Source organism: Kitasatospora sp. NPDC018619, from assembly GCF_044391605.1.
GTDB lineage: Bacteria > Actinomycetota > Actinomycetes > Streptomycetales > Streptomycetaceae > Kitasatospora.
In genome coordinates this window covers 251,304-265,168 of record NZ_JBISAI010000003.1, presented here as the reverse complement: position 1 = coordinate 265,168, position 13,865 = coordinate 251,304, and the positions used below count along the sequence as shown (strand labels likewise).

13 protein-coding genes are annotated in these 13,865 nt (G+C 71.5%); 3 read left to right on the top strand and 10 right to left on the bottom strand.

Translation table 11 applies throughout. The features are described 5' to 3' along the window. Positions 1-34: 34 nt before the first annotated feature. Complete coding sequence (locus ACH5AR_RS06185) at positions 35-1,852, bottom strand: hypothetical protein (RefSeq protein WP_396300195.1); 1,818 nt, start codon at positions 1,850-1,852, stop codon at positions 35-37. 384 nt (positions 1,853-2,236) lie between these two features. Between ACH5AR_RS06185 and ACH5AR_RS06180 the strand changes: the two genes are divergently transcribed. Beyond that, complete coding sequence (locus tag ACH5AR_RS06180) at positions 2,237-3,910, top strand: hypothetical protein (RefSeq protein WP_396300194.1); 1,674 nt, start codon at positions 2,237-2,239, stop codon at positions 3,908-3,910. 88 nt (positions 3,911-3,998) lie between these two features. On the opposite strand, the gene ACH5AR_RS06175 is transcribed toward ACH5AR_RS06180, so the two are convergent. The 6 genes from ACH5AR_RS06175 to rfbB form a co-directional block, all read right to left on the bottom strand. Then, positions 3,999-4,904, bottom strand: coding sequence for a glycosyltransferase family 2 protein (locus ACH5AR_RS06175; RefSeq protein ID WP_396300193.1), 906 nt, complete (start codon positions 4,902-4,904; stop codon positions 3,999-4,001). 4 nt (positions 4,905-4,908) lie between these two features. Then, positions 4,909-5,307 (bottom strand): DUF2304 domain-containing protein, encoded by a 399-nt coding sequence (locus tag ACH5AR_RS06170; RefSeq protein WP_396300192.1) that lies wholly within the window; start codon positions 5,305-5,307, stop codon positions 4,909-4,911. Beyond that, entirely contained in the window at positions 5,304-5,993 is a 690-nt protein-coding gene (locus tag ACH5AR_RS06165; RefSeq protein ID WP_396300191.1) for a glycosyltransferase family 2 protein, read from the bottom strand. The genes ACH5AR_RS06170 and ACH5AR_RS06165 overlap by 4 nt, the downstream gene beginning before the upstream one ends. 68 nt (positions 5,994-6,061) lie before the next feature. Beyond that, positions 6,062-7,378, bottom strand: coding sequence for a lipopolysaccharide biosynthesis protein (locus tag ACH5AR_RS06160; protein ID WP_396300190.1), 1,317 nt, complete (start codon positions 7,376-7,378; stop codon positions 6,062-6,064). 17 nt (positions 7,379-7,395) lie between these two features. After that, positions 7,396-8,331, bottom strand: coding sequence for a dTDP-4-dehydrorhamnose reductase (gene rfbD, locus ACH5AR_RS06155; RefSeq protein ID WP_396300189.1), 936 nt, complete (start codon positions 8,329-8,331; stop codon positions 7,396-7,398). Beyond that, positions 8,328-9,305 (bottom strand): dTDP-glucose 4,6-dehydratase, encoded by a 978-nt coding sequence (gene rfbB, locus ACH5AR_RS06150; protein WP_396300188.1) that lies wholly within the window; start codon positions 9,303-9,305, stop codon positions 8,328-8,330. The genes rfbD and rfbB overlap by 4 nt, the downstream gene beginning before the upstream one ends. Positions 9,306-9,386: 81 nt before the next feature. Between rfbB and rfbA the strand changes: the two genes are divergently transcribed. Beyond that, entirely contained in the window at positions 9,387-10,262 is an 876-nt protein-coding gene (gene rfbA, locus ACH5AR_RS06145) for a glucose-1-phosphate thymidylyltransferase RfbA (protein WP_396300187.1), read from the top strand. Further along, complete coding sequence (rfbC, locus tag ACH5AR_RS06140) at positions 10,259-10,858, top strand: dTDP-4-dehydrorhamnose 3,5-epimerase (RefSeq protein ID WP_396300186.1); 600 nt, start codon at positions 10,259-10,261, stop codon at positions 10,856-10,858. The genes rfbA and rfbC overlap by 4 nt, the downstream gene beginning before the upstream one ends. 64 nt (positions 10,859-10,922) lie before the next feature. Here the strand turns inward: rfbC and ACH5AR_RS06135 are convergent, their stop codons facing one another. The 3 genes from ACH5AR_RS06135 to tuf all read right to left on the bottom strand — a co-directional run bounded on the left by ACH5AR_RS06135 (position 10,923) and on the right by tuf (position 13,714). Further along, on the bottom strand, positions 10,923-11,372 hold the full coding sequence (locus tag ACH5AR_RS06135; protein WP_396300185.1) for a GtrA family protein: 450 nt from the start codon (positions 11,370-11,372) through the stop codon (positions 10,923-10,925). Continuing rightward, positions 11,369-12,301: a glycosyltransferase family 2 protein gene (locus ACH5AR_RS06130; protein WP_396300184.1), complete on the bottom strand. Its 933-nt coding sequence runs from the start codon at positions 12,299-12,301 to the stop codon at positions 11,369-11,371. Before ACH5AR_RS06130 ends, ACH5AR_RS06135 begins: the two co-directional genes overlap by 4 nt. A gap of 219 nt (positions 12,302-12,520) precedes the next feature. Further along, positions 12,521-13,714, bottom strand: a complete 1,194-nt coding sequence (tuf, locus tag ACH5AR_RS06125; protein ID WP_396300183.1) for an elongation factor Tu — start codon at positions 13,712-13,714, stop codon at positions 12,521-12,523. Positions 13,715-13,865: the final 151 nt, after the last annotated feature.

The window sequence follows — 13,865 nt, the reverse complement described above, 5'->3', positions numbered from 1 at the left end:
CTCCTCACCGGCCCCGGAGGGGTGACGGCCCCGGTCAGTCCCGGCGCCAGAGCACCCAGCCGCGGTCCTTGTTGTACTTCGCGATGTGCCAGCCCGGCTTCGGGTACGGCCAGCTGGCCTCCGGCGGGGCGTCCTTGCGGGAGGACGTCGCCGCCAGGTACGCGGTGGCCCTCTCCGGCGGGTTGGAGCCGTCCTTCAGGTCGTCCGACCAGACCCGGCCCCAGTAGACCTCGTAGGCCATCGCCATCCGGGTGTCCCAGTCGAGGTCCATGTCCAGGACGACGTTGTCGCCCTTGCGCAGGCCCGCCTCCTTGGCCACCCCGACCGCCTGGTACTTGCGGAACTTGGCGTGCGGCTCGGAGACGTTGTCGGTGACGGCGACCGTCGCGTAGACGGCGAACAGCGCCACGCAGCCCACCACCGCGGCCACCACCCGGCGCCCGCCGGCCACCCGCAGCAGCAGGCAGGCGGCCAGCACCGCCAGCGCGCCGAAGCTGGTGCGGACCATGTGCAGGCCGTCCCAGGTCGAGGCCAGGAACATCGCGTCCGGCACCGTCCACGGGCTGATCCACAGCTTGAGCGCCGACCCGGCGTACGCGCCGACCGACAGCTGGATGATCCCGATCGCCGCCGTCCCGGCCAGCGCCGCCCACAGCAGGGCCCGGGCCCCGGCCCGGAACAGCGCGGCCAGCCCGACCACCAGGAACAGCGGCACCAGCACCGCGCAGTACCGGGCGTACACCCAGTTGTCGGTCCGGTCGTTGTCCGCCAGGCCGGCCGCGGCGGCCAGCGCGGTGCCGAACAGCATCGCCACCAGGGCGAAGGCCACCACCCGGTCGGCCACCGGGTACCGCCGCCGGAAGACCACCGCGACGCACAGCACCAGGGCGACCGCCCCGAAGCCGTAGGTGGAGGTCATGAAGTACCACAGCTGCCCGAAGGTGCGGGCGACGATCGTGCCGATGTACCTGCTGTCCTCCAGGTTCTCGAAGACCTTGTTGCCGACCGTGCTCGGCGGCACGTCCTTGAACTGGCCCTCGACGAAGCGCTCCAGCAGCTTCGCGCCCAGGTACGAGACCCCGAGCCCGCCGAGGCCGGCCAGCGAGGCGAGCCGCGGCGCCCAGCCGGCGGCCAGCACCACCAGCAGGACCAGCGCCGTCAGCGCGACCACCACCCCGCCGCGGTCGTGGGTGGCCATCGCGTAGCCGGCCGCCAGGCCCGTCCCCGCCGCGTACAGCGCCCGGCGGCGCAGCGGGCCGGGCGACAGCCAGCCGTGCATCGCGATCGCCCAGGCCAGCAGCAGCACCGGGAGCACGGTGTCCGACATGGCGAACTGGGAGTAGAAGACCACCGGCGGCACCACGGCCGCGGCGGTGCCCACCAGGTACGCCTGCGGGCGGGACAGGCCCGCCCGGCGCGCCGCCGCCACGGCGAGCGGGAACACCAGCGCGTTGAGCACCGCGTTGATGCCCATCACCAGGTGGTACGCGGCGGCCGGGCTGTCGGCGATCCGCAGCGCCGGCGAGATCAGCAGCGGGTACCCCCCGGGGATCACCACCCCGACCGGCATCTCGGTGGTCGGCCGGCCGGCCAGCACCCGCGCGATCACCAGGTAGGAGTCCTCGTCGGCGTGCACCGAGGGGAAGTAGTTGTGGACCGACAGCACCAGGCGGAACGCCACCTGGGCGCCGTACCCCAGCAGCAGGGCCAGCGGCCAGGACCAGCGGTGGGCGGCCAGCGCCCGCAGCCGGGCCGGCACGGCCGGGCCCGCGGTGCCGGGCGCGTTCGTGCCGCCGCCCTCACCCCGGCCCGGCCCGTCGGACGTGTGGGCAGAGTCGATCAGCGGCTGCACCGAGACACTTCCCTACTTGTATGAGTGGACGACCTCGTCATGGCCGGCCCCGGACGGGGCGCCCGCGGTTCCCGCACCGCTCGTCGAAGCGCATCGGCAGTGTGCCACGCGGCGATCGGCCGGAGCCAACGCGCTCCACCCCCCTGGACGACAACGTCCCGCACGGGCACGGGGGTTCGGCCCGCGCTGAACCCCCGACCGCGGGGCTGGCAGAATCGCGGTGTCCGGCCACCGAAACCACACACCGCCCGCGCACCACCACCGCCGCGGGAGCAGAAGGACCCACCAGTGACGACCAGCGTCGAGCCCGCCCCCGCCTCGGGCAGGCAACAGGGCATACCGCCCAGCCAGGGGAGACGGGCAGCCGCTCTTCGCCTTCCCGCCGTGCTCTGGACCGCCGAGATCCTGACCGCTGCCACGGCGGCGCTGCTGATGACCGGGCTGGCGTGGTCCGTCCGGCTGAACCCCATGTCCAGGATCGGGCAGGTCAGCGGCCTCGCCGCGCTCCAGCTCCGGCTCCTGCTGCTGATCGGCGTCGTCGTCCTGGTGCTCGTCCCGGCGATGCGCCGCTGGGCGGACGTCCCGGTGCGGTTCGCCGCCGCGGCCGTCGCCGGCCTGTCCTCCGGCGTCCTGGCCGCCGGCGTCTCGCTCGCGCTGCGGGACACCAACTGGCCGCTCTACGCCCAGCAGGGCGACTCCGGCAGCCTCCAGGCCTGGGTCGGCGCACTGATGGACGGCAAGTCGCTCGACGGCGCCTACCCGCCGATGTTCCCGCACATCGTCGCCTTCGTCGCCGAGCACGTCACCCACGGGCAGGTCGGCTACGCCCTCAAGCTCGTCGACCTGGTGTTCGTCGCGATGCTCGGCCCGCTCGCCTACCTGTCCTGGCGGCTGCTGCTGCCGCCGCTGTGGGCGCTCGGGATCGGCGTGACCGCCGCGCTGCCGATGGCGCAGCCGTACAAGCCGTACACCACCTTCGTGCTCGTCGCCTTCCTCCCGGTGCTGGCGAAGCTGATGCAGCTGCTCCAGCGCGCCCCGGGGCTGCCGCGCCGCACCGCCGCCGTGCGCGGAGCCGTGCTGGGCCTCGGGATCGGGCTGCTGTTCCTCCTCTACTCCGGCTGGTTCGTGTGGTCCGCCGCCGGCGTGGTGGTGCTGACCGCGGTGCTGCTGCTGCGCGCCCGCCGCACCGGCGGGACGCCCGGGCTGCTCAACGGCCTGAGCGCGATCAGCGCCGCCGGCGGGGTCTTCCTGCTCGTTTCCGGCGTCTACCTGGTCCGGCTGCTCGGGTCCGCCGGCAGCACGATCGACCGGTACTGCTACTTCGACACGTACACCGAGCCGACCTACTTCGCGATGTGGCGCGACGACCTGCCCGGTGCCGACGGCCAGAGCACCTGGCCGGTCCCCGGCGAGATCGGCGGGGTCGGCCTCTTCACGATCCTGCTGCTGGTCGGCCTGGGCGTCGCCCTGGCCCTCGGAATCGGCCGGACCACCGTCCTGACCGCCGCCGCCTGCACCGCCAGCGCCCTGCTGATGCGCTACTGGTACGCCTCCCACATGGAGCGCGACCAGGCCGTCATGCTCTACCCGCGTACCAGCGCGCAGCTGCTCTACTGCCTGCTGGTCCTCGTCGGCCTGGCCTGCTACCTGGTCGTCCGCCGCCGCCAGGGCGCCGCCGCGGCCCCGGCCGCCGACTCCGCCGAGTCCGCCGAGGGCACCGGCCGCCGGCTCCCGCTGCGGCTCAACCCGCGCGGCGTCGCCGTCGGCGCCGTCTGCGCGCTGGGCCTGCTCTTCGGCATGGCCGGCTCCGCCACCGCCAGCAAGTACATGCCCGACCCGCACTGGGGCCCCGGCGCGCTGGCCTGGATCGCGCAGAGCACCGCCGACTTCGAGGGCCACTGCTCGCGCTACGCGCCCGACGGCCAGTGCAAGCAGCCCCGGGACATCAGCGACCTGCTGGTGCCGGTGCCCGACACCGGCAGGCTGATGTGCCCGAAGGTCGACCCGTACCCGCCGCGGCAGCCCGACCCGCTCGGCCCGTCCGGCTGGGGCGAGTAGCCCGGCGGCAGCGCCCGCGAACGGCACTGGGCCGGTAGTCCGAACCCGGACTACCGGCCCAGTGCCGTGATTCAGGCCGTACGGGGGGTCAGTGCCGCTCCCCGCCGGTCAGCGCGTGGCGGACCAGCACCTTGGCGCCGGCCCGCTGGCCGCGCTTCAGGGCGCCCGGCAGCATGGTCAGCGCGTGCAGGCGGGAGGCGCTGCGGAACCGCGCCGCCCGGGCGGCCTTCGGCCAGCCGCGGGCGTCCATCCGCTCGGCCACGGCGTTGAAGTACCGCTCCGCCTCGGTGAACCGGGTGCCGGAGAAGGCCTGCACCGAGGACTCGCTGACGGCGTGCCGGCGGTACTGGAAGACGACGGTGGTGTTGTCCACCATCATCTGCTCGCCGCGCTCCAGCAGGTCGACGACCAGGGCCAGGTCCTGGATCACCGAGTACTCGTCGCGGAAGTTCACCGCGCGCAGCGCCTCGCCCCGCCAGCAGATCGACGGGAAGTAGAGCCAGTTGCCGCGCAGCACGCTCGCGGCCAGCTCCTCGCCGCCCATCAGCCGCCGGCCCTTGACGGTCGGGGCGTAGATCTTCTCCTTGACGTTGTCCGCCAGGCCGGAACGGGTGACGTCGCCGTTGCCGTCGATGACCTCGACGCCCGGCTGCACCATGCCCAGGTCCGGGTTGGCCTTGAGGATGCCCCGGACGGTCTCCAGGTAGTGCGGGTGCAGCAGGTCGTCGCAGCCCATGATGACCACGTGGTCGGCCGTGGACAGCTCCACGCACTTCTGGAAGTTCTTGGTGATGCCGAGGTTCTGCTCGTTGCGCAGGTAGCTCACCCGGTCGTCGCCGAGCTCGGCGAACCAGCCCGGGACGTCCGGCTCCCTGCCGTCGTCGATGACGGTCAGCCGGAAGTCCCGGTCGGTCTGCGCGAGGATGCTCCGCACCGCGGCCTGCATCAGCGCCACGTCGCCGTAGTACGGCAGCATGAACTCGAAGGTCGCCACGGGATCAGGCCTTGCTGCGGTCGACCGGCGCCGAGACCGGCAGGTCCAGGTCGAAGCGCTCCTCGTTCAGGCGGGCACCCTCGTTGATCGCCACGGTGCGCGCCAGGTCGGTGAGCTTCTTCTCCAGCGAGCGGAAGCGCAGGAAGGTGTTCAGGGTCAGGAAGCCCATCGCCAGCACCATCCCGTACAGCACCAGGTCGGTGCCGCGGCCGACGCCGAGCTGGTGGGCCAGCCAGGTCACGTCGGTGGGGCGCAGCACCGCGTAGATGTTCACGATCACGAAGACCGAGAACGCGATCCGCTTCCAGGCGCGGGTGTTGGCACGGTCCCAGCGCCGGATGAACATGTAGGCGAGAGTGACCGAGCCGAGAATGAGAACCAGCTGGATCCAGAAGAATTTCATCGGCGGCTACGCTCCCGCAGCGAGATGTCGAAGATGATGTTGACGCCGTTGATCAGGGACTGACCCTTGGCGCGAGAGTAGTCGGTGTACAGGATGTCCACCGGGAGCTCGGCGACCCGGAGGTCCGAGCCGGCGAGGAAGCTGACGATCTCCGACGCGTGCGCCATGCCGTTCATGGTGATCCGCAGCCGGGTGGCGGCCTCGCGGTTGAGCACGCGCAGACCGTTGTGGGCGTCGGTCAGCTTGAGCTTGCGCGCGGTCGGGCTGACGGTCGCCGCGGTGCGCAGGACGACCCGCTTGATCCACGGCACCTGCCCGTTCTGCTCGATGAAGCGCGAGCCGAGGACGACGTCCGTCTCGCCCTCCCGCAGCAGGGCGACCATCTTCTCGACGTCGGCGGTCTGGTGCTGGCCGTCCGCGTCGAAGGTGGCGAAGTACTTGGCGTCCGGCTGGGCCAGGGCGTAGGCGAGGCCGGTCTGGAGGGCGGCGCCCTGGCCGAGGTTGACCGGGTGGCGCACCAGGTGCGCGCCCGTCGCCATGATGTGCTTGGCCGAGTCGTCGCCGCTGCCGTCATCGACCACCACGATGTTCGGGAACGTCTTTCGCGCCCCCTCCACAACGTCGGCGATCACCTGGCCCTCGTTGTAGGCCGGGATCACCAGCCAAACATCGTCGTACTGGGACACGGAGGCTCCATGAATGGGGTCTGGCCCGCGCTGCTGCGCGGCGATCTGTAGATGGGGGGCGGACACGGTCAGTCACCGGCCGTCCGGCTGCTCAGCACCGCGGTGCCCGGATCCCCCGGCTGCTGGACGGGGCCGGCGGAATTCGTCGTCGAACGGGCGAAACTCTGCCTCAGGACCGCCAGCATACCGAGGACGGTGGCCACCGAACCCGCCGTGTACGCAACGACCACGCGGGTGGACACGTCGCCCGGCAGGAAGGTGATCCCGGCGAGGACCGCCGTACCGACCGCCCAGCAGAGCAGCTGAAGGTTGTGCCGCTTGAATACCATCAGCGCCTGGCCGAGCACCATCGCGAACATGTACGCCACGGTGCCGGCGGACATCCAGAAGAAGTCGAGGCAGCCGAGCACCGGCTTGGCGCCGAACAGCACCTGGATCAGCCACGGCCCGAGCGCGACGGCGGGGATGCCACCGAGCACGCCGAGCGCGCCCACCACGGCGCCGATCTTCTTGAGCATCCCGGTGAAGGCGGCGCGGTCCCCGACCGCGATCGCCGCGGAGAGGCCGTTCAGCAGCGAGGCCTGGAGCGAGCCGAAGACGAACAGCGGCACCCGGGCCAGCACCAGCGCGTTGAGCAGCGCGGCGATCAGCGCGGAGTCGGTGGGCGCGAGCAGCTTGGTGCTCACCACGGCCGCGTTCACCACGACCTGCGAGAGCAGCGTCGAGCAGATCAACAGGCCCAGCCCGGAGCAGAGTTCGGACCAGCCGACCTGCTCACCGGGCTTCACCGCGCGCAGCAGCGGCGGCAGCGTGACGATCGTGGCGAGGATCGGCGCGACGGCCAGGATCAGGCTGAAGGCGAGCGCGGAGTGCACCCCGGCGATGCCGCAGGCGAAGGCCAGGCCGATCCGCAGGCCGCCGTCCAGACCGAGCTGGGTGCCGTACGCGCCGAAGCGGCCGAGGCCGGCCAGCACGCCGCGGGTGAGGTAGCAGACGGCCATGCCGGTGAAGGCTCCGCCGAGGGCCAGCACCAGCGAGCGGTCGCCGTGGAACATCGCCCGGGCGATCGGGCCGGAGAGGGCGCCCAGGGCCAGCAGGGTCGCGCCGAGGATCCCGCCGGTGAGCAGGGTCGCCCGGCGCAGCACCGGCGCGGCGCCGTGGCCGAGCGCCGCGCGCGCCGCGACGATCCGGGTGAGCTCCTGCTCGATCGGGAAGAAGACGCCGATGCCGACGGACATCACGATCGTCCACAGCAGCGAGACGTTCGCCATGTCGTCGACCGACAGGCTGTGCCCCGCCACCCCGAGGTGGATGTAGGAGGCGGCACCCAGTACGACGGTGCCGCCGGCCACCGCCAGGGTCCCCGGCGGTAGCGCGGCAGCCACCTTCGTCAGCGCTTTCTTCACTGAGGTCTGTCACTCTCGGTGGTCCGGGCCGTGACGGCCAGTTCGGCGAAGACGGGTCGGGCCAGCGCCTCGGCCAGCATGGCCCGCCACTCGGGCAGCGGCGCCAGTCCGGCGGCGGCCCAGCGGTCGTGGGCCAGCACGCTGAAGGCCGGGCGGACGGCCGGGCGGACGAAGGCCTCCGACGTGGTCGGGCGGATCCGCTCCGGGTCCAGCCCGCTCAGCGCGTAGGTCTCGCGGGCCAGCCCGCACCAGGTGGTCCGGCCGCTCGCGGTGCCGTGGTAGACCCCGGCCGGGGCCTGCCCGGCGAGCGCGGCCCGGCCGAGCTCGACCAGGCGGCCGGCCAGCGCGTACGTCCAGGTCGGCTGGCCGTGCTGGTCGTCCACCACGTCCAGGGTGTCCCGCTGGGCGGCGAGCTTGAGCATGGTGGCCACGAAGTTCGGGCCGTGCTCGCCGTACAGCCAGGCGGTGCGCACCACGTAGCCGTGCTCGGGGAGCAGTTCGGCGACCGCCTGCTCCCCCACCAGCTTGCTGCGGCCGTAGGCGTTGACCGGCGCGGTCGGGGCGTCCTCCGGGCAGGGCTCGGTGGCGTCGCCCGGCAGGACGTAGTCCGTGGAGACGTGCAGCAGCCGCGCGCCGGCCTCGGCGCAGGCCGCGGCCAGGTGGCGCACGCCGGTGCCGTTGACGGCGAGGGCGGCGTCCTCCTCGGTCTCCGCCGCGTCGACGTTCGTCCACGCGGCGCAGTTGACCACGATGTCGTGGCCCTCGACGGCGGCCCGGACGGCCGCCGCGTCGGTGATGTCGAGGTCCGCCCGGCGCAGCGCGGTGATCTCGGCGGTCGCGTCGGCGCCGAGCACCGACAGCAGGTCCTGCCCGAGCATCCCGGCCGCGCCGGTGACCAACCAGCGCACGGGCGCGGCGGCGTTCGCGGTCACTTGGCCAGGGCCGCCTTCTGCTTCAGCGGCTCCCACCAGGCGCGGTTCTCGCGGTACCACGCGATGGTCGCGGCAAGGCCGTCCTCGAAGCGGACCTGCGGCTCGTAGCCGAGCTCCTCACGGATCTTGCTGATGTCGATGGAGTAGCGGAGGTCGTGGCCCTTGCGGTCCTCGACGTGCTCGACCATGTCCCAGCCGGCGCCGGCGGCCTCCAGCAGCAGGCCGGTCAGCTCCTTGTTGGTGGCCTCGGTGCCGCCGCCGATGTTGTAGACCTCGCCCGCGCGGCCGCCGCGCATGACCAGCTCGATGCCGCGGCAGTGGTCCGAGACGTGCAGCCAGTCGCGGATGTTGCCGCCGTCGCCGTACAGCGGCACCTTCTTGCCGTCGATCAGGTTGGTGGTGAACAGCGGGATGACCTTCTCCGGGAACTGGTAGTGCCCGTAGTTGTTGGAGCAGCGGGTCACCACGACGTCCATGCCGTGGGTGCGGTGGTACGCCAGCGCCAGCAGGTCGGAGGAGGCCTTGGAGGCCGAGTACGGGGAGTTGGGCTCCAGCGGCCAGGTCTCCGTCCAGGAGCCCTCGCTGATCGAGCCGTACACCTCGTCGGTGGAGATGTGGACGAAGCGGCCGACACCGTGCTTGCGGGCGGCGTCCAGGAGGACCTGGGTGCCCACGACGTTGGTCAGCACGAACGGGCCCGCGCCGGCGATCGAGCGGTCCACGTGCGACTCGGCGGCGAAGTGCACCACCACGTCGTGGCCCGGCATGACCTGGTCGACGGCGTCCGCGTCGCAGATGTCGCCCTGGACGAAGGTGTAGCCCTTGTGGTCGGCCACCGGAGCGAGGTTCTCCAGGACGCCCGAGTAGGTGAGCTTGTCAAAGACCGTGATACGGGCGTTCTCGTCCGCTCCGAGGAGCTGACGGACGAACTCCGAACCGATGAATCCGGCGCCGCCGGTCACGAGGATGCGCATAATGCGCGTAGTCTACCGCCGCCCGAACGCCCTCCCGACCCGGCCCCTCCCGCGTTCACGGATCTCGAATAGGGTGCACCCATGCGTGGAATCCTCCTGGCCGGCGGCACCGGCTCGCGGCTGTGGCCCCTGACCCGTGCGGTGTCGAAGCAGCTCCTCCCGGTCTTCGACAAGCCGATGATCTACTACCCCCTCTCGACCCTGGTGATGGCCGGGATCAGCGAAATCCTGATCATCACCACCCCGAACGACCGGGACCAGTTCGAACGGCTGCTGGGCGACGGTTCCCAGTTCGGCCTGAAGCTCCAGTACGCCGTCCAGGAGAAGCCCGAGGGCATCGCCCAGGCCTTCGTGCTCGGCGCGGACTTCATCGGCGACGAGCCGGTGGCCCTGATCCTCGGCGACAACATCTTCCACGGCACCGGCCTGGGCACCGCGCTCACCGAGCACTCCGACATCAAGGGCGGCCGGGTCTTCGCGTACCCGGTGGCCGACCCGACCGCCTACGGCGTGGTCGAGTTCGACGAGACCGGCCAGGTCATCTCCATCGAGGAGAAGCCGGCCGAGCCCAAGTCCCGGTACGCCGTCCCCGGCCTGTACTTCTACGACAACCGGGTCGTCGAGATCGCCCGCACCCTGGAGCCGAGCGCCCGCGGCGAGCTGGAGATCACCGCCGTCAACGACGCCTACCTGCGCACCGGCGACCTGCACGTGACGATCCTCGACCGCGGCACCGCCTGGCTGGACACCGGCACGTTCGTGTCGATGGTCCAGGCCTCGGAGTTCGTCCGGGTCATCGAGGAGCGCCAGGGCTTCAAGATCGGCTGCATCGAGGAGGCGGTCTGGCGGGCCGGGCTGATCGACGACGCCCAGCTGCGCGAGCTCGCCGAGCCGCTGCTGAAGAGCGGCTACGGCCAGTACCTGCTGGGCCTGCTCGAAGAGGCGGCCGCCAAGTGAAGTTCCGCGAGCTCTCCATCGAGGGCGCCTTCGAGGTCATCCCGCAGGTGCACGGCGACTCCCGCGGCCACTTCACCGAGTGGTACCGCTTCGACCTCCTCTCCGAGGTCGTCGGCCACCCGCTGGACCTGGCCCAGGCCAACCTGTCGCTGTCCGCCAAGGACGTCGTGCGCGGCATCCACTTCGCCGACGTCCCGCCCGGCCAGGCCAAGTACGTGGCCTGCACCCGCGGCGCGGTGCTGGACGTCGTCGTGGACCTGCGGGTCGGCTCGCCGTCCTTCGGGAAGTGGGAGTTCGTCCGGCTGGACGACACCGAGCGCAAGGCCGTCTACATCCCGGAGGGCCTCGGCCACGGCTTCTGCGCGCTGACCGACGACGCCACGCTGACCTACCTCTGCTCGGCGACGTACAACCCGACCGGCGAGCACGGCGTGCACCCGCTGGACCCGGAGCTGGGCATCGAGTGGCCGACCGACGCCCCGCAGCTGTCCGCCCGCGACGCGGTGGCGCCCACCCTCGCGGAGGCCCTCGCCGGCGGCCTGCTGCCGGACTACCAGGCCTGCAAGGCCTACACGGAGTCGCTGCGCAAGCAGTAGCGGTTCCCGGCCCACCCGGAGGGGGCGCGTGCTGCGGCACGCGCCCCCTCCGGCGTTCCCGGGCTCAGTGCTCCCGGAAGACCCACACCCTGGCCAGCACGAACCGGACCACCGTGGCGAGGCCGTTGGCCACCACCAGGCCCGTCACCTCGACCGCCCGGGAGGCCTGCGGCACCGCCACGTCCAGCAGCGCCAGGGCCCCGCTGGACAGGCCCAGCCCGATCAGGAACGCCACCCCGCCCTGCAACTGGTGGCGCACCGCGCCCTGGGAGCCGGTGATGCCGAAGGTGAAGCGGCGGTTGGCCGCGGTGTTGGCCACCGCGCTGACCGCCAGCGCGACCAGGTTGGCCACCTGCGGCGAGGCGACCAGCCGCAGCAGCACGAACAGCGCCAGGCAGAAGACGGTGCTCAGCACCCCGATGACGAGGAAGGACGGCAGCTGCCGGCGGACCGGCCGCGCCGCCGCGGCGGCCTCGTCGCCCCCGTCCCGGTCGGCGGAGACGGCCCCGTTCACGCGCCCGCCCCGTACCGGTCCGGCTCCTCCGCCGAGTCGTAGCCGACGAAGTACGCCGGGCGGGCCTGGACGGCCGAGTAGATCCGGCCGACGTACTCGCCCAGCAGGCCGACGCAGACCAGCTGCACCGCGCCGATGAAGAGCATCCCTATGAACAGCGAGGACCAGCCCGGCACGGTGGAGCCGACGGCGTACGCGACGGTGGTGTAGAGCGCCAGCAGGATGCAGACCAGGAAGCTGAACAGCCCGAGCCAGGTGGCCAGCCGCAGCGGGGCGGCGGAGAAGTTGGTGACGCTGTCGAGCGCGAGCCGGACCATCTTCGAGAGCGGGTAGTGGCTGCTGCCCGCGACCCGCTCCTCGCGCACGTAGACCACCTCGCCGCTGGGGAAGCCCAGCCAGGGCACGAGCAGGCGGTAGACCGGCTGGTGCTCGGGCATCGCCTTGAGCGCGTCCACCGCGGCCCGGGAGAGCAGCCGGAAGTCGCCGGCCTGGTTGGGCATCCGCTGGCCGACCAGCCTGCGCATCAGCCGGTAGTAGCCGCCGGCGGTGTGCCGCTTGAAGAAGGTGTCGGTGCCGCGGTCCCCGCGCACGCCGTAGACGATGTCCAGGCGCTGCTCGCGGGCGAGCTCCAGCATCTCCGGGATCTTCTCCGGCGGGTCCTGGAGGTCGGCGTCGATGGAGACCACGTAGTCGCCGAAGGAGCGGTGCAGGCCGGCGGTGAGCGCGGCCTGGTGCCCGGAGTTGCGGGCGAAGCGCACGATGCGGAACTCCGGCCAGTCCTGGCGGATCTTCTGCATCAGCACCGGGGTGACGTCGGTGCTGCCGTCGTCGACGCCGACCACCTCGTAGGCCACGCCGAGCCCGTCGAGGATCGGCCGCAGCCGCTCGACGGTCAGCGGGAGCGCCTCCTGCTCGTTGTAGATAGGCATCACGACCGACAACAGCGGTGCCGTTGACATGCGTTGGTCCCACTTTCCGCGACGGCGGGGCTGGTTGGTGGCCCGACCATAACAGTCGGCGATGAGCTGCCGGTGAGAGGCGGCCCGCTCCGGTGAACTGCCCGTGGGACGCCGAAGGGCCCCGCGCACCGAACGGTGCGCGGAGCCCTTCGAACCGAGCCTGTACGACAGGCAGGTCGGATACCCGAATTACTTCAGGATCTTGGTGACCTGGCCGGCGCCGACGGTGCGGCCACCCTCACGGATGGCGAACTTGAGGCCCTCCTCCATGGCGATCGGCTGGATCAGCGCGACGGTCATGGCGGTGTTGTCGCCCGGCATGACCATCTCGGTGCCCTCGGGGAGGGTCACGACGCCGGTCACGTCCGTGGTACGGAAGTAGAACTGCGGGCGGTAGTTGTTGAAGAACGGGGTGTGGCGGCCACCCTCGTCCTTCGACAGGATGTAGGCCTGGGCCTCGAACTCGGTGTGCGGGGTGACCGAGCCCGGCTTGATGATGACCTGGCCGCGCTCGACGTCCTCGCGCTTGATGCCGCGGAGCAGCAGACCGACGTTCTCGCCGGCCTGGCCCTCGTCGAGCAGCTTGCGGAACATCTCGATGCCGGTGACCGTGGTGGTGGTCTTGGTCTCCTTGATGCCGATGATGTCGACAGTCTCGTTGACCTTCAGGATGCCGCGCTCGATGCGACCGGTGACGACGGTGCCACGACCGGTGATCGTGAAGACGTCCTCGATCGGCATCAGGAACGGCTGGTCCACGGCGCGGGCCGGGGTCGGGATGCTCTCGTCGACGGCCTTCATCAGGCCGAGGAGCTTCTGGCCCCACTCGGCGTCGCCCTCGAGGGCCTTCAGCGCGGAGACGCGGACGACCGGCAGGTCGTCGCCCGGGAACTCGTACTCGGAGAGCAGCTCGCGGACCTCGAGCTCGACGAGCTCCAGGATCTCCTCGTCGTCCACCATGTCGGCCTTGTTCAGGGCGACGACGATGTACGGAACGCCGACCTGGCGGGCCAGGAGGACGTGCTCCTTGGTCTGCGGCATCGGGCCGTCGGTGGCGGCGACCACCAGGATGGCGCCGTCCATCTGGGCGGCACCGGTGATCATGTTCTTGATGTAGTCAGCGTGACCCGGGCAGTCGACGTGCGCGTAGTGACGGTCCTCGGTCTGGTACTCGACGTGCGCGATCGAGATGGTGATACCGCGCTGCCGCTCCTCCGGGGCCTTGTCGATCTGGTCGAACGGCGTGAAGGGGTTCAGGTCCGGGTACGCGTCGTGCAGCACCTTGGTGATGGCCGCGGTCAGCGTGGTCTTGCCGTGGTCGATGTGACCGATGGTGCCGATGTTGACGTGGGGCTTCGTCCGCTCGAACTTCGCCTTCGCCACTGAGTCCTCCTGAGGACAGTTCCTGTACGCCGTGCTGACGCCAGTTGGTCTTTGATCGGTTTTGGTGCGGGTTGTCCGGAGGACATCCCGTGCCGTCCCGCTGGTGGGGGGGCCGGAGGCTCCCCGGGTGGATCCGACCGGATCCACCCGG